The following is a 24818-nucleotide window of genomic DNA, read 5'->3' on the forward strand; positions in this document are numbered from 1 at the left end:
TTGAACATTTAGTGTTTTTGATAAATCAAATAACACTTTGAACCTTTTATAATTAAATTTAATGAGCGTATAGAATGAAAATCACCATAGCCGGTACAGGCTACGTTGGGCTATCCAATGGGATCTTACTTGCCCAAAATCACCAGGTCGTTGCATTAGATATTATTCAGCATAAAGTTGACTTACTCAACGATCGTTGCTCTCCAATTGTTGATAAAGATATTGAGCACTATCTTAAAACTAAAGAATTAAATTTCTTCGCGACGACCAACAAACAAGAAGCATATAGCAATGCTGATTTTGTAATTATTGCAACACCCACGGATTATGATCCGAAGACAAATTACTTCAACACTTCGTCGGTAGAAGCTGTCATCAGTGATGTTTTGGCAATCAATCCTTCGGCTTCGGCAGTAATCGTTATTAAATCAACAGTTCCAGTTGGTTACACAAAGCGTATCAAAGAACAGTTCGGTATCGACAACATACTTTTCTCGCCGGAATTTTTACGAGAAGGGAGAGCGTTGCACGATAATCTATATCCATCCCGTATCGTTGTGGGGGAGCGTTCCAAACGTGCTGAATTGTTTGCCAGCCTATTGGTCGAAGGTGCAGTAGCCGAAGATATTCCTGTTGTATTTACCGACTCCACCGAAGCGGAAGCCATCAAGTTGTTCGCAAATACTTATCTGGCGATGCGTGTGGCATATTTTAATGAACTTGATAGCTATGCTGAATCATACAATTTGAACGCTCGCCATATTATCGAAGGTGTCTGTCTGGATCCGCGAATAGGAACCCACTATAACAACCCTTCATTTGGCTACGGCGGCTATTGCTTACCTAAAGATACCAAACAGTTATTAGCCAATTACAGCAATGTGCCAAACAACCTTATCAATGCCATTGTTGATGCAAACCGTACCCGTAAAGACTTTGTTGCCGATGCGATTCTTAGCCGTTCGCCTAAGTGTGTAGGGGTTTATCGCCTGATAATGAAAGCGGGTTCAGATAACTTCCGTGCTTCCTCTATTCAGGGGATCATGAAACGTATCAAAGCCAAAGGTATTGAAGTTGTCGTTTACGAACCTGTACTACCAGAAAAGGAATTCTTTAACTCCAGAGTTATCCATTCGCTTGATGAATTTAAAAAAATCTCAGATGTGATTATTTCTAATCGCATGATGGAAGAGCTTTTAGATGTGGAACATAAAATCTATACGCGAGATATTTTTGGGGATAATTAAGAACTACTGGTTAATAAAATAAACCACGCGTTGCTTCAATGGATTTCTGCATTCACCAGAAAGGATATTCTGTGCACTCTATATTTAATAATATTTTCCGTGCAACAACCGGTATCGCCTTATTAAGTATTAGTATTACCGGGCACACTGCAGGCCTGCTTCTACCCGATGAAATGCTACGCAACGATCTCGCCTTCCTTTCCGAAAGGGGCATTATCAATCTGGGATTATCCACCTGGCCCCTTAGCCAGGATGAAGTCGAGAGGGCTCTGAAAAATGCCCGGACAGAATATCCTTCTGAGCGTGCCGTTGTGGAACGCGCGAATCATCGCCTTTACACCCTCAAAGCCGATGCCCGAATAACCGCACATTCATATAGCAATGAACCCGGTACGCCGCAGGGATTTGGCAATGCGATTTATGCCGGACAGGAGGCGTCGTTGGCCTTCAATTTGGGCGGCGATGCGTGGGATGTGCATCTGCAGGGAAATGCAGAAGCTGATATGCAGATCAGTAATGGTTCCCCCTACAATCTCAATAATTCCTACGGTGCTTTTAGATTTGCGAACCAATGGCTCGCGTTTGGGCAGATCCCGCAGTGGTGGGGGCCGGGCTATGAAGGTAGCCTGATTCGTTCTGATGCTGCGCGTCCGGTAACGGGTTTTTTGATGCAGCGTGCGGAGCAAACTGCGCCCGAAACCTGGTGGCTGAACTGGATTGGCCCATGGCAATATCAAATTACGGCAGGTCAACTCAATCAATATACCGCTGTACCCCATACTCTGCTGACCGGAGGGCGGCTAACATTTTCTCCACTTTCATCACTGGAGCTTGGCGCTTCACGCATGATGCAGTGGGGTGGGGATGGTAGATCAAAGTCATTCAGTACATTTATGAACGGCTTTGCCGGCCAGGATAATACCGGCACGGGGAATGAGCCGGGTAACCAACTGGCGGGCTTTGATTTCAAATTGAAGCTCCAACCCACGCTTGGTTGGCCAGTCAACATTTATGGTCAGATGATCGGCGAAGACGAAGCGGGGTTTATGCCTAGTGGAAATCTCTTCCTCGGTGGCGTTGAAGGTCATCATATAGCCGGAAAAGATGCCATTAACTGGTATGTAGAAGCTCATGACACACGCAGAAACTTCGGGCGCCTGGGTTCCAGCTACACCCATCATATTTACACCGATGGCTATTATCAGCAGGGGTATCCGTTGGGGGATGCGATTGGTGGCGATGGGCGGCTACTGGCGGGCAAGGTAGAATTGGCTACTGAAGATAGTCAGCGTTGGAGTGCTCGTTTGGTTTACGCAAGGGTCAATCCTGAAAGTAGAGATATTAACCGGGCTTTCCCACAGTCAGATACTTTGACCGGGCTGCAACTCGGCTGGAGCGGCGATGTTTATCGCTCGGCAAGATTGAAAGTTGGAGCGTGGTACACCGACGCCAGCAAAAGTGATAACGATGCAGGTGTGGGAGTGGGGTGCGAAATCCCGTTCAATTTGTAATCCACTATCAGCTTAATGCTCAGCGGCAGCGAGCATATGCGCGACACAAGAACAAAACCTCTGGCGCTGTAAGACTGGCATTTATCACTCTTACGGCGCCGACTGGCATTTTCTGACCCATTTTCTTTCATCTCTTCTGCTAAGTTTCTTTGCCCCCCTGGTCTTTGACTTCTCTTATCCCTCTATAAACCCTTTCAACTAGCACCCTGCGCTCGATCTCTTCTCGATTATCCAAAAGCCTAAGTTCTGATTTGTTGCCGAAGATGTAGATATGTTGTCACTCATTGCATTGCCTGTAGTTTAAGTTGGGTACCTGTTATGAGCGTTATAGCAATATTATTTATGCTTCCTCTCATTTATCGAAAGGTTAATGAGCCATCACTCAGACAATCCTGAGTAAACTATGTGGGTATGTCAACGTCGCGCGTTATTTAAGTAATTGATTTTGTTAGTTTAAACTTGATGTTTTGAATGGAGTATCAAAAATAAACTACAGGACATTGCTCATTAAATTTCTCTTATTTAAAATTTTTAAAAAAATTTTTGTTAGGTGCTAAAAAATAAACCAACTTTTAGAGAACTATTCTCATTAATGCCATCACACACACCTCAACAACCAGGCTACGGCGGTGTGGTTTAGATAGCACAATGATTAAAAATTGCCAATCTTCACCTGCATTTTTTTTGTTTAAATTTAAATCTATTCACGATGTGAATATGTTTTGTAAGGTTACGTAGATTTCTGCAAACCAACCTTTCCAGAATTGTGATTTATAATACAAAACTGCCCACCTCCATGTGTTTTATGATCCCCCTCCTTTTAGGTATAACCACCCTCAAAATTGACCTGCTGGTCTACATTTCCTTCACACGTATACTGTAAAAATTCGTTAAAAAACCAGAAAACCAATCAGTTAACCACTTAAATCAATATTAAACGGGAAAGTAATATGAGATTTTAAATATAAAAATGTCTATATTTCAGCGTGTTATGTAAATGGTGTTATACGTGCCGCTGCATCAAGCAGCCCTTGGATGCAAAAAGTCACTGTAGTGTTTAAGTCACTGACCTGAGATTATTCCTATAACTAACATTTATAGCACGAATAGCTAAGAACCTACCCATTGTTGTTTTTTATGAACTTCCCCTTCTTGCCCTCGCTATATCCTCAATCAGCCCCATTCCCGTTTTTAAATTTCCCACACTAAAATTTTTTGATTCTTTACTGCATCTGGTTGTACCAGTTTAATAAAATTACCATTCAGCACTAATAAAGTTATTTAACAATTATCGATTTCCATATTTAAATCTATTTAATCATTAATTATTAATTCTATTACTTAAATTAAATTGATGGATAATATCCCGGCCTCTTATTATTAAGTTCGGTTTGAATATACATTCATGGTTGTTGGTTATAATCGAAAGATATCCAACGAAAACGCGCTGTATAAATTTAAACCTTTGATTTTAATGTAAAAAAATTATATTCAATAAAAATAGTAACGTAGATAAATAAATTAAAGGTCAGCTTAAGTTGAGCGCTGTAATTTTGACCTTGAAAATCAGACGTAATAGAATGCACCCGCTTCAGAATTATCCTACGCAAGTGGGTGGTATTGTCGCAATGTCCATAAATGCACATTAATTGATAATCCAGAATGGTATGTGGGTATTTCCGCAGTCGCCATGGGCGGTAGCTTTGCCTGAAAGAAATAAGGTATGACCATGGGTAAAGAAATTTTCATCATGTTTTTAACAGCGATGTCATTCCTGCTTATCGCTCGCTTCGTAGCCTTGAAATGTGGTCTGGTGGACAAGCCCGGCGGGCGTAAACAGCACAAAGGAGAAATTCCTTTGGTCGGTGGGATCTCTTTCTACTGCGCGATAGTGGTTTTCTACCTGTTCTGGCCTGAAGTTCTGCCTCACACCACTGCGCACTTCCTTCCGTACCTGATAAGCATCTCTTTATTGCTGTTTGTCGGGATTGCCGACGATCGCTATGACCTCCCAGTCGTGCCGCGTGTTTTCATCCAGGCACTCTCTGCTGTCATCATTATGGTCGATGGTTTTTACCTCCAGACATTCGGCCATGTGTTGGGCGGCTACGAACTCACACTTGGCCTCGTCGGCTACCTGGTGACACTCTTCGCGACCTGGGCCGCAATCAACGCTTTCAATATGGTTGATGGCGTCGACGGTTTACTCGGCTCCGTTGCCAGCGCGACATTCGCCGCTTTGATGGTGGTATTTTTACTCGCTGGAGCTCACGCGCGTGCCATGTGGTGCCTGCTAATGATCGTTGCCCTGATCCCGTACTTGATGCTCAACATGGGCTTGATTGGCTCGAAACGCCTCAAAGTATTTATGGGCGATGCGGGCAGCATGGTGATTGGTTTCACCATGTTGTGGCTCGTGATTGTTGGTAGCCAAGGCAATAAAGCCGTGATGGCACCGGTCACCGCACTGTGGGTAATCGCATTGCCGCTCATGGACATGGTCACCATTATGGTGCGCCGTATCCGCCGTGGGCACAGCCCATTCCATCCGGACCGCGATCATTTGCACCATATTTTAATGCGCAGTGGGTTAACTGGCCGCCAGACGGTGCTGGTCATGACTTTGCTCACTGCTCTATTTGCCGGTTTTGGGATTGTTCTCTCCCAGCTTGGCACTGCGGAGTGGCTCTCTCTGCTGCTGTTCCTCGGGTTATTCACAGGCTATTTGTTCACAAACAATAAGCTACAGAAACGGAACCCAGACCTGAGAGCGAAGCACACCCAGCCGCAAAACATCACTGCGAGTGCCAATATCCCCGCTGGCAATCGCTAACTCCCGAATTCCCTTTGCATAAAAGCCCAGCGCCGCTGGGCTTTACACTCTTTGATGAACCAAGTGACCAACATGATGACTGTAAAATTAGCAGCAATTCCGCTTTTGATTTCGGCGGCTCTGCTGAGTGGCTGCACCATTGTTCCTGGCAGCAACCTTACGACTTCCGGCAAAACCATCGTCAATAAAGACGACACCGTAAATATCAACGACAAAGTTAACGTTTATACCGTTACTCCAAAACTGATTGATTCCCTGAACCCTGCTCCAGTCGTGGCGCGCACCAATCCGCAGTTAGAAGATGAAGTGCAGAACTACCAATACCGCATTGGTGTGGGCGATATTCTGATGGTCACCGTGTGGGATCACCCGGAACTGACGACGCCAGCAGGCCAGTATCGTAGTGCTTCCGACACCGGTAACTGGGTGCAGTCCGACGGCACCATTTTCTATCCGTATGCGGGCAAGGTAAAAGTGGTTGGTCGCACACTGGCTCAACTGCGTGAAGAGCTGACCAATAAACTGGCTGCCTATATTGAAACCCCACAAATCGATATCAGCGTTGCAGCCTTCCGCTCTCAAAAAGCCTATATCACCGGTGAAGTTGCCCGTTCTGGTCAACAACCAATTACCAACGTGCCGTTAACCATTATGGATGCGATCAACCAGGCCGGTGGCCTTGCTGAAAATGCCGACTGGAACAATGCGGTGCTGACCCATAACGGCAAAGACGAGCGGATTTCCCTTCAGGCACTGTTGAAAAATGGCGACCTGCAACAAAACCGCCTGCTGTACAACGGCGACATTCTGTATGTGCCGCGCAACGACGACCTGAAAGTGTTCGTGATGGGTGAAGTGAAAAAACAAACCACCCTGAAAATGGACCGCAGCGGCATGACGCTGACCGAAGCGCTGGGGAATGCAGAAGGTATCGACCAGCTGACATCTGACGCGACCGGTATTTTTGTTATTCGCTCAACGCGCGGCAAAGACACCAGCGGCAAGATTGCTAACGTCTACCAATTGAATGTTTCCGATGCCACCGCGCTGGTGATGGGCACCGAATTCAAACTGCAACCGTATGACATCGTGTATGTCACTACCGCGCCACTTGCTCGCTGGAACCGCGTAATCGGCCAGTTAGTCCCAACCATTAACGGTGTTCACGACATGACTGAAACCGTCCGTATGATTAAGACCTGGTAACGATTATGTTTGATTCTATTTTAGTGGTTTGCATCGGTAACATCTGCCGCTCCCCTACTGGGGAGCGTTTAATGCGTCAGGCTTTGCCTGGCAAAAAAATTGATTCCGCAGGATTGGGTGCATTAGTCGGCAACGAAGCGAACGCCATGGCCGCTGAAGTGGCGGCCGAACATGGGGTATCACTTGAAGGGCATTGCGCACAGGCATTTTCATCAGAACTCGCGATGCAATATGACCTAATCCTGGTGATGGAAAAATCTCACCTCGAGCGGATTAAAAAGAGTTTCCCAGAAGTCAGCGGAAAAACCATGTTATTCGGCCACTGGCAGAACCAGCTGGAAATCGGCGACCCGTATAAGAAAAGCCGTGAAATGTACCAACTGGTTTATACCCAATTATCCCAAAGCACCGCGCGCTGGGTCCTGGCGTTAAAGAAATAAATACAGAACAGAGATTTAAATAAATGTCAGAACAAATTTCTAGTATTAATAAAAGCAATAATAAAAGCGATCAGATAGAACTCCATGAGCTCGTCGGTGTACTGCAGGATAACAAATGGAAGATAGCAATTATCACCATGGTATTCACTATGGTGAGTATTGCTTATGCGTTACTCGCGACACCAATTTATAGCGCTAGCGCATTGGTGCAAGTTGAACAAAGTGCAGGTAGCAGCGTATTGAGCAAGCTATCCGACATTATGCCGGATAGCAAACCTGAATCGCAGACTGAGATTGGCTTATTAAAATCTCGTATGGTGCTGGGGAAAACGGTTGATGAGCTGGCGTTGGATACCGTAGTAGAAGAAAAGTACTTCCCTATTATTGGTAAAGGGCTGGCTCGTCTATTAGGAAACAAGGATGGCGTGATCGCTATTTCACGTTTAACGCTGCGTGATGAATTGTTAGATCAACCCTTTTATCTGAAAGTACTTTCCCGCACTCAGTATGAAGTCAGTATCGATGGATCAATATTGCAAGGGCAGACGGGAGTTCTGTTAGACAAAGACAATATAAACTTACTTGTTAGTGAAATTGTTGCACCAGTGGGTACAACCTTTGTCGTTACCAAACTGGATAAACTGACAGCGATTAACAACCTGCTGGAGAATTTCTCAGTAACAGATTTGAGTAAAGACAGTGGCATGTTGCAGCTAACCTTTAAAGGGGAAAGTGCTAAGCAAGCTACCCAGATTTTAAACCGCATCAGCAATAACTACCTCCAACAAAACGTTGGTCGTAAATCTGAAGAAGCCGCTAAAAGCCTCAATTTCCTGAAAGAACAACTACCTCTGGTACGTGCCAAACTGGATGATGCTGAAAACCGCCTGAACCAGTACCGCCAGCAAAATGAATCCGTTGATTTATCCTTAGAAGCTAAATCAGTTCTTGATAATACGGTTGCGCTTGAAACACAGATTAATGAGCTGACCTTTAAAGAAGCAGAGATATCAAAACTATACACCCGCGACCACCCGGCCTACCGCACCTTGCTGGAAAAGAAAGGATTATTGCTGAAAGAGCGCGATAAGTTGAATGCTCGTATTAGTAATATGCCGAAAACCCAGCAAGAAATACTAAGCCTAACGCGCGATGTTCAATCCGGGCAGGAGGTTTATATGTTGCTGTTAAATAAGCAGCAGGAACTTAATATTAATAAAGCTAGTACTGTTGGGAATGTTCGTATTATTGATACGGCAGTGGCGGAGAGAAAAGCAGTTGCACCGAAAAAAACATTAGTTGTTTTGCTGGGTGTGGTATCTGGGATGTTAGGTGCGTTAGCTTATTGTATATTAAGAAAATTTTTGCATAACGGTATTGAAAGTAGTGAGCAGATTGAGAGTTTGGGTCTAAATGTGTATGCCACAATTCCCAATTCCAAATGGCTAAAAGAAAAAAACCAGCGACTTATAAAGAGCAGACGAAAAACAGTGCGTTCAATTAATTTGCTTGCAACAGATAACCCTACCGATTTATCTGTCGAAGCTATTCGTAGTCTCCGAACAAGTCTGCATTTCGCCATGATGCAGGCTGAAAATAATATTTTACTAATTTCTGGGGCAACTCCAGAAGCAGGAAAAACTTTTGTAAGTTGTAACCTAGCTGCTGTGATTGCTCAGTCAGATAAAAAAGTACTATTGATTGATGCTGATTTGCGGAAGGGACAAGTACACCATGTTATTGGTTGCCATGAGAAGAATGGTCTTTCAGATGCCCTAATTAGTACCAAGCCCTTCACTGAAGTAGTTCAGAAAACAGAAATTGAAAATCTTGATTTTATATCCCGTGGGCAAGTCCCCCCAAATCCTTCTGAATTGTTGATGAATGTAAACTTTCAAACCTTAATGGAATGGGCTTCAGAGAATTATGATTTAGTCATTGTCGATACCCCACCTGTTCTAGCCGTAAGTGATGCTTGTATTGCAGCTAAATATGCTGGAACCACTATGCTTGTTGCTCGTTTTCAGCAGAATACGTTGAAAGAAATGGCTGCATCAGCTAAGCGCTTTGAACAAAACAACTTGGCAATTAATGGAGTGATATTCAATGGTGTAGAAAAAAGGGCCAGTAATTATTATGAATATGGAGCTTATTCATATAATTGATTGGGTAGAGCAATAAATCTAAATAGGACAAAAGCATAGGACTGCGTATGAGGTTGTTAAGTTATAATGATTATTCAGATATTAAAGAAAAAATAATCACCAACGAAACTGGTCAAATAGTGTCATTCGTCAACCCATTCTCGTATTACATGTTGAAAGAGGATAAGAGCGTTTCATCGAGTATAGATGGTTTTTTTGTTGATGGTGCATTATTATGTCTAATGCATAATATTTTTAATAAAAGAAAAGTAAAAAGAATAAGCTTTGATTTTTCCTCTATTGCCGACGATTTTTTTAGATTCTGTGAATCCCATAAATTAATTATTTCTATTATTGGAGCTAAAAAAGAAGAACTTGATAAAGCTTTGATTATTTTTAAAAAAAGATATCCATTATTACGACTGGGATGTTGTAATGATGGTTATTTTGGCGACGGCGATATAGAAACCATAGCTGAGAAAACAATAAACTCTGATGTTGTAATTATAGCAATGGGGGCGCCAAGGCAAGAGCGGGTTGCTCTAGATATTTACATGCTTAATAAACACAGGTTAGTTATAACTTGTGGCGGATTTATTACACAAACATCAATTAAAGAAGAGTATTATAATTTCATAGTGAAAAAAACAGGGTTGCGTTGGGTTCAAAGAATTATAATGCATAAACATGTTAGGGTCAAGGTCATTAAAACATATCCAAGATTTATTATTAGATATATATATGAAAGTATAAATATGAAAATTCAGAAAAGACTAAGATCATGATTCCAAAAATCATTCATTATTGCTGGTTTGGAAGGCAAGAGAAAAGTAAACTCATACAGGAGTGTATTGCATCATGGAAAATAATGTGTCCTGAGTATGATATAATTGAATGGAATGAAGATAATTTTGATTTTAGCGCAAATAAATTCGCCCTTGAAGCTTACCAAACTAAAAAATGGGCTTTTGTGGTGGACTTTGTTAGAGTTTATGTGATAAATGAGTTCGGAGGGGTTTATTTAGACACTGATGTGGAGCTCTTAAAACCATTAACGCCATACTTAGAACATAATGCATTTCTTGGATTTGAAGATAACGCGCTTATTTCTACTGCTGTAATTGGAGCTGAAAAAAATCACCCATTAATAAAACGTGTTTTAGAATATTATTCCAAAAACAGTTTCATTAAAGAACGTGGGAAATACAGCATGATACCTAATACAGTTATTATAAGTGGAATACTGAATAGAGAATATGGTTTGACTAACATCTCTGAGTCTTTTGATAAACATATTCAACTTAAAAGCGGATTGAATATCTATCCTTGGTTTATCTTTAGTCCAAAAAATCATATGACGGGAAAAATAACGAGGAATATAAATAGTGTATCCATACATCATTTCAATGGCTCATGGTTCACATTAAAGCATAGAGTATTAAAAAAAGTAATATCTGCAATGGTTTTTTTGATAGGGAAGAATAAATATTTGATACTCAGAAGTAAAATTAATGCTACTACTTGTCGTAAAATTAACAAGTAAAAATCAGAGTTGTGACAATTTATGCCATTAACAATAATATATTCTATTTCTTTGGTTTCTTTCATCATCGGAGGGTTAATTAGTTATAGCCAATATAATATCCTTCCGGTGGATAATATATTAGAAGTGATAATACTATCAACATCTTTTTTCTTTAGGCCAAAGTTTGATTCAAAATTTAGCGCAACAGTTTTTTATATAATTACTATTTATATCGTTATCAAGACAATTATTAATGTCGGGATAATGGGGGTGAATTATTTAGATTATTTTTTGGCTAATAAGTTTGTTGTTTATTTTATGATTCTCCTTTATTTAAGTGGTAAGTGTGCTTTTAGTCCGCTTTTTATCAAAAATATATATACGCTTCTACTCTATTCCTTCTTAATTAAGTATATACTCTGGCATTTTTTATCCGATTCGAGTCGGCCTGGTATTTTTGTTGAAAATAATTTCGAATTGCTTTTTTTGATTCTTTTATCGATTGTAAAAATTGAAAGAGTTGGTGGGTTAACTAAGCTGGAAATGATCATATTACCATCTGTTTTTTTACTTTCTGGATCACGTTCTGGCCTGTTGTGTATATTATTTATGATGTTTTGTTATATGTTCAAAACAATAGATTATAAGATAATTCTAAAGCTAATTTTTTTATCTTTGCTTGCGTTGACAGTATTTAAGATATTTGAATCTCGCATGGTTGGGATGGAGTTGCAGCAAATTGATAGATATGTTTTTTTTGAGGGTTTTTTGCACTCGATTAAAGGTTGGGGTATATTAAATTATATTTTTGGAAATTATATTCTAGCGCCTTTAGATGCTTACACATGTTCTCGTTTATCTTTTTATCAAGTTCTCTTTAGTTATAATGGGAGTTATGAATGTTACTCTGTTATATTGCATTCTTTTGTGTTACGTGTCATCTATGATTTTGGGTTTTTAGGTTTCATATTAACACTATTAATTTTGTGGCGGTTGTTGAGTACACATTTATCCGTTAGATCTTCTATTATAGCCTTTGCATGTATTTTGCTAAATGGGTTTTCAGTCAGTTCTCTTAATAGTGCACTTTGCATGTTAGGATTGATTTTTATTATTACATCGTACAATGAAGAGCATGAAAAACTATAAACAGGGAGGGGGGAAATACATTTAAAAAGCCACAAAAGGGATGAGAAGGGAAATTATGTTATCAGTAATATCTTGACAAAATATAAAGGATTAACGTTTGTGCCAAAGAGAAAGATGAAAAAATGGCTATAGACAAAGATTCTTTTTGGTATACTCACAACACCAATTAGCAACACGATATGGATACTTTGGAAATTATGCCTATTCCTGCAAAATTCCAACCAGCTCTTCTCTACTTTGATATAAACAAATGTTAATTAATATGCAAAATAGAAAATATAAACGCATGGCTAAAAATGCAATGATGTTGTATTTTCGCATGCTACTCACAATGGCTGTTTCTTTATACACATCAAGAGTCATACTCCAAACCCTTGGAGTCGATGATTTTGGTATTTATAATGTGGTAGCCGGTTTTGTTACGATGCTTGGATTCCTGCACGGTGCAATGTCATCAGCGACACAACGTTTTCTTGCATTTGAGTTAGGTAAATCTGAAGATAAAGACGTGCGTAGTATTTTCAGCATGAGTATGAATATTCATGTTTCTATTGCTTTGTTTGTACTATTAATTGGGGAAACAGTAGGTTTGTGGTTCGTTCAGACACACCTTACTATACCGGCTGATAGAGTATATGCAGCAGAATGGGTATTTCATTTAGCACTCTTCTCATTCATGATTACCATCGTCAGTGTTCCCTATAATGCTCTAATAATTGCTCATGAACGAATGAGTGTCTTCGCGTGGGTAAGCATTATTGATGTGATGCTGAAGCTATTGATCGTATTTATTCTTGGTTCAATGAAAATTGACAAGCTAATTTTATATGGCTCACTTAGTCTTGTTGTTTCCTTTATTATTTGTGCAATTTATGCAACATATTGCACGAAGATATTTTCTGAATCTAAGTTTAGAATTTATTGGGATCAGAAACTATTCAGGATTATGCTTTCTTATACGGGGTGGAACCTTTGGGGTAATATCGCGGCAGTAATTAGTGGGCAAGGTATAAATATCCTTCTGAATATATTTTTTGGGCCCTCGGTCAACGCCGCCAGAGCTATTGCGATGTTGGTCTCCTCAGCGCTAAATAATTTCGTGCAAAGTCTACAGGTTGCAATTAATCCGCAAATTATAAAATCATATGCATCTCAGGATATGGCATATATGCATAAGTTAGTTTGTTATGGGGCTAAATACAATTTCTTTCTTTTGTTTTTTCTATCCATGCCAGTAATTATAAATACTGATGTTATATTAAATTCCTGGCTTGGATCTACACCCGAATATACATCTATATTTGTTCGGCTAATTATTGCTAATATACTTGTGGATTGTATATCTGCACCATTGATGACATCAGTTCAAGCTACAGGGAAAATAAAACTATACCAAAGTATAGTGGGTGGTGTTTTATTACTAAATTTACCTTTATCTTATTTTATTTTAAAGACTGGTGGGCAACCTCAAACAGTGATATATGTTGGTATTACTATCTCTGTAGTTGCGTTTTTAGTAAGGTTGGTTATTCTTAAAAAAATAACATTTCTTCCCGTTGTGGAATATTTAAGAGAAGTGGTTTTACGCAGTGTGTTAATTATTATTGCAGTCATTGCATTATATTACGCCACAATTTATTTTTTGTTTGATACACTTGGATTTTGGTGTGGGTCAACGCTCATCTCTATATATTGTTTACTTGCTATTACTTCACTAGGACTTGAACCCGTTGAACGGGAATTTATTTTTAAAAAATTAAAGTTTATATTGTTTACTTTGTCCCATAGGAATGGTTGTTGATGTGATGGTCGAGAAGATTCATATCTAGTTAGCTTTTTTATGGCCAGATAGTGTTGAGTTACCTTTATATATTTAGTTTATCGAATAGCCGTTAAGAAGTATTGAGAAATTTAATTGAGGTGTCACTTATCTAATGAAAATAGGCATACTTACCCAACCCTTACATAATAACTATGGTGGTCTCTTACAAGCCTATGCACTGCAGTATTATTTAGTGAAGCAAGGGCACGAAGTATTAACAGTTGACTTCAAAGGGCGTAATAAACCGCGCTTTTGGGGAATAAGAGGAATCATTCTTAATTCGATACAAAAATATATACTCTGCCGACATGTAAAACATGTCTTTCCTATAACAGAACAAAAAAAGCAATTTCATGGTCAGCACACTAGGCGCTTTGCTTCTGAGCATATTCGTACCACTCAAATCATTACATCACTTAACGAGTTTACTTACATCAAGCAGTATCAATTTGATGCGTATATAGTGGGAAGTGATCAGGTATGGCGACCTTTTTATTCCCCTGGTATGCCTGCCTTTTTTTTAGACTTTTTAGGTGACGAACGCCAAAGTAAGCGGATTGCTTATGCGGCCTCTTTTGGCGTAGACCACTGTAATGAATTTCGTAAAAATGACTTGTCACATTATGCCAAACGGCTGCAGCAATTTGATGCAATTGGCGTGCGTGAAGATTCAGCCGTAGAGCTTTGCCGTGACTATTTTGCGGTTGATGCTGTGCATGTCATCGATCCCACTCTTTTACTGGACAAAGCAGACTATTGTACCTTGGTTAACCAGGATTACATTCAGCCGTCAATGGGGAATATGATGGTCTATGTGCTCGATAAGGATCCAGAAAAGCAGGCTATAATTAGTACGGTTGCAAACGCTCGTGGACTAACCCCTTATACTGTAATGCAAGATGAAACTACCGGTATTTACCCACCAGTTACACAGTGGCTCCGTGGTTTTATGGATGCAGAGTATGTTGTCACCGATTCGTTTCATGGTGTTGCCTTCGCTATTATTTTTAATAAGCCCTTTATTGCTATTGGTAATCATGATCGGGGTCTTGCACGTTTCACCTCAATTCTGGCAAAGTTTGGCTTAGAAGAACGATTGGTATTTTCATTGCAAGATTTAACCATAGATAAAATCAATCAGCCTGTTAATTTCGGTGCGGTAAATAAGTTAAAAATGGCAGAGCAACAGATTGCATATACTTTTTTACAGGAAGCCCTGCAAGGGGAAAAGAAATAACATGCCGAAAGTGTCTGTTATAATGCCAGTTTACAATGCTGAGCAATATGTAGAGAGAGCAATTACCAGTCTGTTGGAACAAACCCTTGATGATGTGCAATTTATTATTATTGATGATGGCTCTGAAGATAATTCTCTAGCTATTATCAATCAGGTAATAGCTTGTTATCCTGGGAAAAGAAATAATGTTATCTTAATTAGCCGAGAAAATCGTGGCGTTGCTGCCACCCGTGCTGAAGGCATGACTCTTGCTACTGGTGATTATATCATTCACTTAGATAGTGATGACTGGGCCGAGGATAATTGGCTAGAGACGATGCACACCAAATCTATTGCAGAAAATGCCGATGTGGTGATATGTGATTATACAGAAGTATATTCAACGAGAAATATACATGTTAAACAACCTATAGCTATCAATGGTGTTGATTGTGTCCGGAAATTGTTGAGCGGAGAGTTACATGGCTCAACCTGGAACAAGTTAGTTAAACGTAAATTATATGTTGATAATAACTTCGGGTTTTACCCGGGTGTTAATTACCTTGAGGATTTCATTCTTATTATGCAGGTGTTTTTTGCTGCACAAATCATTTCTTACATTGAATCTCCTTTGGTTTATTATAATAAAATGAATGAGCATTCTATTACTGCGATTATTAATGAAGAAAGAGTTAAAGAAATAATCTCTGCCACTGATGTTATTTCTTCTATTTTAAAAAAATTCGAGCTATACGGTTGTTTATCGAAGCAGTTTGCTTTCTTTAAATTGAATCAAAAGTCTTGGATATTATATTGTAATAGAAATAATATTCCTACATCGTTATGGGATATATTCCAAGGGACCAATGATTTTATTTGGCGTAGTCCTCTGCCTATTTATAATAAAATCATATTGTATGCTGGTGCACTCCGACAGTTTTTTGTTGCAAGAATGATGCTGGTGTTTATTCATAGTTTGAGAAAAATAATTCGGTGATTAGCAATGTAAATTTCTAATCATGGTTACACTTTGTAAGTGTTACGATTATATCTACATTGATTACTCTTTATTCATAATGTATGAACATGGAATTACAGGGAATATAATGTTTTTCATGTGACTGCTTGAATGCTTATGTTCATATTTTTGACATTAGAGTATTTATCATCAATATCAATATCAATATTGAAACTGTTTATGAAGTTTTCATCTGTGACTTCAGGTTTCAATTTATCATGATAACCTGTTAATATTACAAGTAACACCTGCTATTTTATTTACTTGTTGGGTGCTTAATAAATCATAGAATTTTTTGTGAAACTCACTGGGCATTTTTACCTGGAGTTATTTGCTCAATTATATTTATTGCATTCTTTTATATTCTTTTAGTTTTTAAAGTAAAAAGATTTAGATTGCGACTCATCTCTTGAGAAGAAAAATGACCATCAAAAAAATAGTTGAACAAGGATTATGCGTAGGTTGCGGTGCATGTATATCCGAAAGTTGTAGTGATGACTCTCGCATGCAATGGAACTCGGATGGATTCTTGGAAGCGAACCTTATATACAGTACCAACTCAGAGTCGCTTGAGTTTGATCGTGTGTGTCCATTTAGTCTAAATAATGATGAAACTTTAAATGAAGACCATTTAGCTAAAGAATTTCTCACGACATCAGTGTTAGCTGATAATGAAATAGGGTTATATAATAATTTGTATGCAGGTTATTCAACTAAGTATAGAGAAACATCTTCTTCTGGTGGTCTCGCAACGTATATATTTGAAAGGTTACTTAGAGATAAATATGTTGATCATTTATTTGTAGTTAGTGAGATAGATGGTAAATATGGATATAAAATATTCAGTAGTATCGATGATATACAACAGATTTCAAAAACAAGATATTTTCCGGTAACCCTATCATCTTTATTCGACATTATAGATGATATAGATGGGAAAATTGCTATTTCTGGCGTCGCTTGCTTTGTAAAGTCCATAAGACTAAAACAACATTTTTATCCTACACTCAAAGAAAAAATACCATTCTTAGTCGGTATAATATGCGGCGGGTTGAAAAGTAAGCATTATACTGATTTTTTAGCGCAGTCATCTGGGTGTGTCACTGAATATATGGTGCCTGAATATCGTGTAAAAAATAATAGCAGTATTGCATTAGACTATCAATTTTCATGTATTGAGACTGAAAGCAAAAGATATCACTCTGTTGATATGAAAAGTTTAGGTGATATGTGGGGGACTGGTTTGTTCAAATCAAAAGCTTGTGATTTTTGCGATGATGTAGCGACAGAACTTGCTGATATCTCACTTGGTGATGCCTGGATAAAACCATATAAAGAAGATGGTGCAGGAAATAATATTATTATCTCTCGAAGCAAGCTGGCTGATGAACTATTGCAAAATGGCATTGCGCTAAAAGAGTTGAAATTAGATAGAATTGACTTATCTGAGATTAAATTATCTCAGCAAGGAAGTTTTAACCATCGACATAAGGGATTATATTATAGGGTCAATAAAGCTAGGAAAGCGGGTATTCAAATACCTCAAAAAAGATCTAGATTTTTGATAAAACAAAACATAACGAATGATCTTGTCCAACTTGTTCGATCTTTAACCCGACAACAAAGTTTGGTTCTCTGGAAAAAACACACGGGCTTAAGCTTCTTTAACAACAAAATGAAACCTTATTTATTTGTTTTGCATAAAATAACTAAATTAAACCACATACTTACTCGTCTTTATAAAATTGTTGGTGTTAAATTATAAACACTGAGATTCTTACTCAACCACTACATATTAATTGTGGCTATAATTTGGATGCAGTATCTATTGAGGTTTCTAGACCGTCAAACATAATAAATAAACTACCGGGAAATCAATAAAGTTTCGATTTGTTAATTCCATGTGGTGTGATATGTAAGTTTATTAGCTAATAATATAATTGAGGCTATTTTTACCTTCATCTTTCATCCTCAATAGGCATTAGTCAATTTCAGTTTAAGGCTATTAGATAATCTTAAATTAAATATGGTTTGTATGTCGTGCCAGCGTTTTCGGCACCTACAAAATTGGCAAAATGGTTGATGAACTACTTTACGAATATCCTTCTAAATTAAGGATGAAAATCCCCCCCATTTGTCTGCGTGGAACCTATTCCGCCGGAGAAATACACCAATGAAACAATAACAGAGGACTTTCAATGAAATTGAATAAATTATCTGCGCTGATGCTTTGCGTACTGGCTGCACCAATGGCTTCCATGGCTGCTCCAGTAGCAACTGGCACTGCTGGTTCTACTACTGGTACTGCGGCAGGGACTTCTGCAGCAGCGGCAGGTATGGCAGCAGGTACTGCAGCGGCCATTGGTGTTGGTGTTGTTGGCGCGATTGCTGTTACCGCAGCAGTTGTCAGCAATAACCGCAGCAATGGTGGCAGCACTAGCACCAGCACCACAACTTCTACACGCTAATCTTTTTTCCTATTCATGGGGTTCTTTTGAACCCCATTTTTTTGCCAGCTTACGGCCTCTAATATGTATAAAAAAATATGCCTGGCCGGCGCGGTTATTTTACTTAGCGCCTGCAACCAGTATCGCCCTGGTATTGTTTCACAGACTATTACACAGACTTTTTCTTCGCAGGACGCGGTTATTGACAGTAATAAAGTTGCACGCGTTCCTTATGCATCCATGTCATTAAAAGTGGATGATGGCCCGCTGGCATTTATTGTGTTGGCCTGGAATGAAAATAACATTCAGAAATGGCTAACTGCCGATGCCAAAATGGTTGCTACGCAAAATGGTCGCATTATTAAGACGATCGGTTTTGCGGATAACTTGCTGGCGTTTGCAAGCAGCGAACCAGACCCGCTTGCCCAACCGTTAACTATCAAAGACGGTCAGCAGTGGACTTCGCAAACACAATGGCAGAGTGGTTCCTTCCACGCAGCATCTGTGACATCACGTTTCCAGTGGGCTGGCACAGAGGATTTCACCATTGTTGGCACCACGCGCAATTATCGTCTTTTGGAAGAACAAGTGTCCTCGACGACGGATGGCGCAAGCTACACCCAGCGTTACTGGGTTGATGCACAAACCGGGCAGATTGTTCATAGCGAACAAACTCTGCATCCTCACGGCCCGGTGTGGTCCCTCACTCTTCTGAAGCCTTATTCCTGATGATGAAACCTCTATTTATTGCTGCCGCTCTGCTGGCGGTTGCCCCGTTAAGTTACGGTCAGGGGCAGATTACCCTGATTTGTCAGCCTGCTTGTTCCGTTCCCTCTGTCAGCTCGAATGAGCTCAGCGAGTTGGTGACGAACCCCGCGTTGCCTACAAATATCGACTGGCAAACTGCAAAACTTTCCACACCTGCAAGTGATGCAGAACAGCAATTGCATCAACAGCAACTGGTGACAAAACTTGCCGCTCTTGCTGAACAGTTGCAAAAGCAGGGTGACGTTATCCAGGCGCAACGCATTAATATTCTGCGTCAGCGCATTGCCGAGTTGAAAGCGATTGGCGCGTATCCGCTGTCGCTGGATCCTGATGTTGTTCGCCTCAAGCCAGAATACTCTCCGAAGCTTGCGGGTGATTATCGACTGACTATCAGCAGCATCCCGCAGCGTGAACTCACGTTATGGAACAGTTCTCGCACTTCGATGACCTGGGTTCCAGGAAAACAGACTTCCGAATATGTGGGGATAGAGCAACAGCAGCCGGGTATTGATGCCGATACCGTCACTGTCATTGCACCAGACGGCAGCACAGAAACCGTCCCAACAGGTTACTGGAACCGTCGCTATCATGAGCCGCAGCCTGGCAGCCAAATTTGGTTAAACCTGCAAACTTCTGCATTCGGGCAGGAGTATCAATCGCTTAATCAGGAAATTATCCATCTGCTCACACAACGGACTGTCGCGCCATGAAACTCACTACTCTCAGTTCTATGATTGCGCTGTCCCTTGGCGGCTTCAGCGCGGCGGCCCATGCTGACTGGGGCACGCCGTTGTATACGCCATATGTCACGCCGTCGCAGTCCGATTTTGGTGGCGTGGGATTGCTGCAAACGACGACCGCGCGCATGGCACCTTCTGGGGAATTCAGCGTCAACTATCGTGATAACGACCAGTACCGTTTCTGGTCGCTGTCGTTGCAGTTAATGCCGTGGCTGGAAACTACCATCCGCTATACCGATGTGCGCACAAAGCGCTACGGTGCGGAAGATTTTAGTGGCGACCAGACCTACAAAGACAAAGCCATCGATCTTAAAGCTCGTCTGTGGGAAGAAACGCGCTGGACGCCGGATATCTCTCTCGGGTTCCGAGATATTGGCGGCACAGGTTTGTTCGATAGCGAATACCTGGTTGCGACCAAAGCCGCAGGCCCGTTCGATTTCACGCTCGGTATGGGCTGGGGTTACGTTGCTAACAGCGGCAATATCACTAACCCATTCTGCAAAGCCAGCGATCGTTTTTGCGAGCGTGACGAAGGCTACAGCGGCAGCGGCGGCAAGGTTGATTCAGAACGCTTCTTCCATGGCCCGGCAGCATTGTTTGGTGGTGTGGAATATCAAACGCCATGGCAGCCATTGCGCTTTAAAGTGGAATACGACGCCAATAACTATCGTGATGATCGCGCGGGTCGTCTGGTACAAAGCACGCCGATTAACGTCGGGATGCTCTACCGCCTGGGTGACTGGGGCGATCTCAACTTAGGGTACGAACGCGGTAACACGCTGACCTTTGGCGTGACGCTCAATACCAACTTTGAATCCCTGCGCAGCCCGGCTCAGAAACCTTTGAAACCTGCTTATGCACCTTCCACGCAGCCTGCGGATCTAGACCCGCAAGTAGCGAATGCTCAGCTTGCAGCATTGCGTGACAACGCAGGGTTATCGTCCCCGGCAATCGAACGGGAAGGCGATACGGTGTATGTCAGCGGTGAACAAACTGATTACCGTGATCGTGTCGAAGGGGTTGAGCGCGCCAACAGAATCATGATGAACAATCTGCCAGAAGGCACGCGTCAGATTGTTGTCACCGAGAAAAACGAGCGTCTGCCACTGATCAGCCACCGCAGTGATGTCGAATCGCTGGATAATGCATTTAGCGGCGTGCCGCTTGGCGCACCACAGCCTGCCAATATTGACGTTCACCAGGAACCGCAACTGCCAGCGCAGGTACAGGCGGGTTACGCCGATAAAAAATCAGCCTTTAGCTTCGATTGGTCACCGATTTTAAACCAGTCGTTTGGCGGGCCTGAATCGTTCTACATGTACCAGATTGCGTTGAGCGGTAGTGTCGATTACCAGCTCACCGACAACTGGCGAGTCGGCGGCGTCGCCTGGCTCAACCTGTACAACAACTACGATAAATTTAACTTCACCGCGCCACCGCCGGACAGCCACATTCCGCAGGTGCGAACGCATATTCGTGAGTATGTCGATAGCAGCGATCTGTATCTGAACAACTTGCAACTGACGCGCATCGGCGCGCTGGGTGACGGTTGGTATATGCAGAACTACGGCGGCTATCTGGAGATGATGTTTGCCGGTGTGGGCAGTGAAGTTATCTATCGTCCGCTGGATAGCCAGTGGGCCGTGGGTGCTGACGTGAACTGGGTGAAGCAGCGTGACTGGAACGATCCGATGCGCATGGCCGATTACAGTGTGACGACCGGGAATCTGACGGGTTACTGGCAGCCATCGTTTGCCGACGAGTTCCTCGTCAAAGTAAGCGTAGGCCGTTATCTGGCTGGCGATAAAGGCGGCACCTTCGATGTTTCTCGTCGCTTCGCAAGTGGGATAACCGCCGGTGCATACGCGACGCTGACCAACGTTTCATCGCACGATTATGGCGAAGGCAGCTTCACCAAAGGGTTCTATATTTCTATCCCTCTGGATTTGTTGAGCTCCCGTCCGACCAATACGCAAGCCGGTTTCAACTGGGTACCGTTGACGCGCGATGGCGGCCAGCCGCTGCAGAAACGCTACTCGTTGTATGACATTACGGATGCACGAGGCGCACAGCCAGCTTATTAATCTTTACTTAGGGCGGGAACGCGCCAGCTTCCCGCCTTCTTCAACGCCCCTAATCCGAATTAATATGCACCTTACAATAGCGCCGCTTCCACGCCGCTGGTGTCAATCCCATCGCTTTACGAAACACCTTCCTGAAATATCCCACATCCTGAAATCCACACCGCTGCGCCACTTCGCTTAACGAACACGAATCGCTAATCAGCATTTTCTCGGCGCTCAAAACGCGCTGGCGGTGAATAGCCTCGGTGATCGTTAACTGGAATGTCTGGCGGTAAACACGCCCAAGATAATCCGCATTGCAATGTAATTGACGGCTGAGTGATGACGTAGAAACTGGCAAATGGAATTGCGTGCGGATTAACTGCTGCGCTTTGTACGCCAGCGCTGCGCCGCTTTCGTCAGCTTGAGTATGGTTATTCGCCGCGACGGAAAGTTGCTGCATGATCAGCAATAGAATTAACTCCAGCGAGCCGCTGCGGTTAATCGCTTCCTGCTCGCTTAAAAACTGGCGAAATAACGAAATAACATATTGTGGATTAATCACTTGCCCATGTTGTGGCATTGAAATTAACGATACCGGGTTGTCTGCGTTTTGCTTGCATTGCGCATTAAGCTCAAAGTGCAGCCAGTAGAATTTTAAATCTGCCGGGAAGATTCCTACCCCGACATGTTTTCGATGTGGCCAGAGTAATAAACTTTCCCCCGCCTTGACGCTGAAAAGCGTGTCATCTTCCCTGATCGTAAGTGTCCCTTTTTCAACGAAAATCAATTCCCATGAATCCAGTTTACGCTGCGGATGGCTACCCACGCCGCGTGAAATAAACAGGCCGCCGTTTTGCACGCTGATGGGTAAAGATATATTTAAATCAAACAATTACAGTTTTCCCTAATCCATTCCTTCGACCTAGTGTAGATAAAATAAACCGAATGGCGGGATCTATGCTGGCGTTTGGCGATCTCCTTCACAGTTTTATCTTCAGGTCGGAATTGTCATCTTTTTATACTTTTCTCTCGCCTTGTTGGTATTTAGATTGAGTGCCAATTTATTGGGGTACTTTGCAAATAAAAAATAATAAGAGACTGAAGACAAACCTCTTCGTAGGTCGGATAAGCGGCAGCGTCATCCGACAAAACTGGTGAAAATGGTGAATGACGCTAACGCTTATCCACCCTACAAAACCCGTTCAGAAGTGACCTTTGTCAGCATTCTAATAAAAACTTCCGGTTGTTAACCTGAAACGAGGTGTAAATAAAATCATGACCTCTACCCCTATAAATAATACTGATATTGTGACCTCCGATTTAAATGACAGGCTCTCCATTCGCGAGAAAATAGGCTACGGATTAGGTGATGCAGGCGGGACGGTAATAACTTGCCTTATCATGAACTTCCTGACCTTTTTCTATACCGATGTTTTTGGCTTAACCCCGGCTATCGTCGGCACGTTGTTTATTGCCTTACGTGTATTCGATGCTATTTCTGACCCGCTGATGGGCATTCTGGCAGACCGCACGCAAAGCCGTTTTGGGCGTTTTCGCCCATGGCAATTGTGGGTCGCGGTGCCGATTGGCGTCATCGGCGTGCTGACGTTTACCGTGCCTGATCTCAGCGCCAATATGAAAATACTCTGGGCATTCGGCACCTATCTTCTTCTTTCAGTGGGTTACACGGCCATCAACGTGCCTTATTGCGCGCTGATTAACACCATGACCACGCGTCACGATGAAGTGATTTCCTGCCAATCCTGGCGCTTTGTATTGTGCGGCGTGGCGGGCTTTTTGGTGTCGGTGGGTTTGCCGTGGTTGGTGGAAATTATCGGCCAGGGGAATGCCGCGAAAGGCTACCAGATGGGCGTCGGCATTTTGTGCGCCATCGCCGTCGTGATGTTCCTGTGCTGTTTCTTCTGGGTTCGCGAACGAGTGCCGTTGGCGTTGATGGGCAAATTTACCCTGCGCGAACACCTGGCGGGTTTGCGTAAAAATGACCAACTTTTGCTGAGCCTGGTGATGTCGTTTCTGTTGATTAACGTCTTTAACCTGCGCGGCGGCGGCTACATGTATTTCATCACTTACGTGCTACAAGGCAGCGCCGGGTTTGCCTCGCTGTTCTTCACGATGGTGACTTTCGCCTCCATTCTCGGCGCGGTGATTGTTAACCCGCTCGCTAAACGCTTTGATACCGTCAAACTTTACTACTACACCAACCTGGTTTTGGCGGTGCTGGCAGCGGGAATGTGGCTTCTGCCTACGGGCGCGGCATTCCAGAGCTTATGGTTAATCGTGATTCTGGCAAACGGCATCATTCTTGGCTTCACACTGCCGCTGCACTTTTCCATCATGGCGTTTGCCGATGATTACGGCGAGTGGAAAACCGGCGTGCGTTCTTCGGGCATGAACTTCGCCTTCAACCTTTTCTTCATCAAATTGGCCTGGGCCGCCAGCGCGGGAATCATCAGCCTGGTGTTTATTTTCGTGGCCTACCAGCCCGGCCCGGAACACCAGACGGCGGCATCGCTTTCCGGCATTACCGCGCTGGAAACCCTGCTGCCAGCCGCATTCCACCTGTTACTGGCGCTGGCGATTCGCCGCTGCCGTTTGAATAATCCCATGATGGCGCAGATTTCCACTGACTTACGTCAGCGCCATGTCCAGACCGCCTGAGGAGTTG

The 24818-nt window shown here is 42.3% G+C and carries 19 protein-coding genes; 18 read left to right on the plus strand and 1 reads right to left on the minus strand.

Translation table 11 applies throughout. The features are described 5' to 3' along the window. The first annotated feature begins 74 nt into the window (after positions 1-74). The 17 genes from D6029_RS07030 (at position 75) to D6029_RS07105 (ending at position 22150) form a co-directional block, all read left to right on the plus strand. Positions 75-1247, plus strand: coding sequence for a nucleotide sugar dehydrogenase (locus tag D6029_RS07030; protein WP_120064082.1), 1173 nt, complete (start codon positions 75-77; stop codon positions 1245-1247). A gap of 80 nt (positions 1248-1327) precedes the next feature. Then, positions 1328-2758 (plus strand): capsule assembly Wzi family protein, encoded by a 1431-nt coding sequence (locus tag D6029_RS07035; RefSeq protein WP_418230249.1) that lies wholly within the window; start codon positions 1328-1330, stop codon positions 2756-2758. Positions 2759-4487: 1729 nt separating this feature from the next. After that, positions 4488-5591: a UDP-N-acetylglucosamine--undecaprenyl-phosphate N-acetylglucosaminephosphotransferase gene (gene wecA / locus D6029_RS07040; RefSeq protein WP_167455981.1), complete on the plus strand. Its 1104-nt coding sequence runs from the start codon at positions 4488-4490 to the stop codon at positions 5589-5591. Between the two features lie 72 nt (positions 5592-5663). Then, entirely contained in the window at positions 5664-6797 is a 1134-nt protein-coding gene (locus D6029_RS07045; protein WP_120064106.1) for a polysaccharide export protein, read from the plus strand. A 5-nt stretch (positions 6798-6802) separates the two neighbouring features. Further along, the gene (locus D6029_RS07050) at positions 6803-7237 is read left to right on the plus strand and encodes an arsenate reductase/protein-tyrosine-phosphatase family protein (RefSeq protein ID WP_120064085.1); all 435 of its coding nucleotides are present in this window, start codon (positions 6803-6805) and stop codon (positions 7235-7237) included. A gap of 23 nt (positions 7238-7260) precedes the next feature. Further along, positions 7261-9402 carry a polysaccharide biosynthesis tyrosine autokinase gene (locus D6029_RS07055; RefSeq protein ID WP_120064086.1) on the plus strand — a complete coding sequence of 714 codons (2142 nt, stop codon included), beginning with the start codon at positions 7261-7263 and terminating at the stop codon, positions 9400-9402. Positions 9403-9449: 47 nt separating this feature from the next. Continuing rightward, entirely contained in the window at positions 9450-10166 is a 717-nt protein-coding gene (locus D6029_RS07060; RefSeq protein ID WP_120064087.1) for a WecB/TagA/CpsF family glycosyltransferase, read from the plus strand. After that, positions 10163-10924 (plus strand): glycosyltransferase family 32 protein, encoded by a 762-nt coding sequence (locus tag D6029_RS07065; RefSeq protein ID WP_120064088.1) that lies wholly within the window; start codon positions 10163-10165, stop codon positions 10922-10924. The genes D6029_RS07060 and D6029_RS07065 overlap by 4 nt, the downstream gene beginning before the upstream one ends. A 21-nt stretch (positions 10925-10945) precedes the next feature. Next, the gene (locus D6029_RS07070) at positions 10946-12055 is read left to right on the plus strand and encodes a hypothetical protein (protein WP_120064089.1); all 1110 of its coding nucleotides are present in this window, start codon (positions 10946-10948) and stop codon (positions 12053-12055) included. Between the two features lie 262 nt (positions 12056-12317). Beyond that, positions 12318-13856, plus strand: coding sequence for a lipopolysaccharide biosynthesis protein (locus tag D6029_RS07075; RefSeq protein ID WP_208642671.1), 1539 nt, complete (start codon positions 12318-12320; stop codon positions 13854-13856). Positions 13857-13989: 133 nt separating this feature from the next. Continuing rightward, positions 13990-15114 (plus strand): polysaccharide pyruvyl transferase family protein, encoded by a 1125-nt coding sequence (locus D6029_RS07080; RefSeq protein WP_120064090.1) that lies wholly within the window; start codon positions 13990-13992, stop codon positions 15112-15114. A 1-nt stretch (position 15115) separates the two neighbouring features. After that, the gene (locus D6029_RS07085; protein WP_120064091.1) at positions 15116-16090 is read left to right on the plus strand and encodes a glycosyltransferase family 2 protein; all 975 of its coding nucleotides are present in this window, start codon (positions 15116-15118) and stop codon (positions 16088-16090) included. Between the two features lie 442 nt (positions 16091-16532). Continuing rightward, positions 16533-17876: a Coenzyme F420 hydrogenase/dehydrogenase, beta subunit C-terminal domain gene (locus D6029_RS07090; RefSeq protein WP_120064092.1), complete on the plus strand. Its 1344-nt coding sequence runs from the start codon at positions 16533-16535 to the stop codon at positions 17874-17876. Between the two features lie 433 nt (positions 17877-18309). Then, complete coding sequence (locus tag D6029_RS22395) at positions 18310-18579, plus strand: hypothetical protein (protein WP_147365223.1); 270 nt, start codon at positions 18310-18312, stop codon at positions 18577-18579. A 63-nt stretch (positions 18580-18642) separates the two neighbouring features. Then, the gene (locus D6029_RS07095; RefSeq protein WP_120064093.1) at positions 18643-19287 is read left to right on the plus strand and encodes a YjbF family lipoprotein; all 645 of its coding nucleotides are present in this window, start codon (positions 18643-18645) and stop codon (positions 19285-19287) included. Next, positions 19287-20036 carry a capsule biosynthesis GfcC family protein gene (locus D6029_RS07100; RefSeq protein ID WP_120064094.1) on the plus strand — a complete coding sequence of 250 codons (750 nt, stop codon included), beginning with the start codon at positions 19287-19289 and terminating at the stop codon, positions 20034-20036. The genes D6029_RS07095 and D6029_RS07100 overlap by 1 nt, the downstream gene beginning before the upstream one ends. Beyond that, the gene (locus D6029_RS07105) at positions 20033-22150 is read left to right on the plus strand and encodes a YjbH domain-containing protein (protein WP_120064095.1); all 2118 of its coding nucleotides are present in this window, start codon (positions 20033-20035) and stop codon (positions 22148-22150) included. Before D6029_RS07100 ends, D6029_RS07105 begins: the two co-directional genes overlap by 4 nt. A gap of 49 nt (positions 22151-22199) precedes the next feature. Here D6029_RS07105 and D6029_RS07110 read toward each other — a convergent pair whose 3' ends face one another. Next, positions 22200-23024: an AraC family transcriptional regulator gene (locus D6029_RS07110; protein ID WP_120064096.1), complete on the minus strand. Its 825-nt coding sequence runs from the start codon at positions 23022-23024 to the stop codon at positions 22200-22202. 383 nt (positions 23025-23407) lie between these two features. Between D6029_RS07110 and D6029_RS07115 the strand changes: the two genes are divergently transcribed. Then, positions 23408-24811 (plus strand): MFS transporter, encoded by a 1404-nt coding sequence (locus D6029_RS07115; RefSeq protein WP_120064097.1) that lies wholly within the window; start codon positions 23408-23410, stop codon positions 24809-24811. Positions 24812-24818: the final 7 nt, after the last annotated feature.

The organism is Buttiauxella izardii, assembly GCF_003601925.1.
Lineage (GTDB): Bacteria > Pseudomonadota > Gammaproteobacteria > Enterobacterales > Enterobacteriaceae > Buttiauxella > Buttiauxella izardii.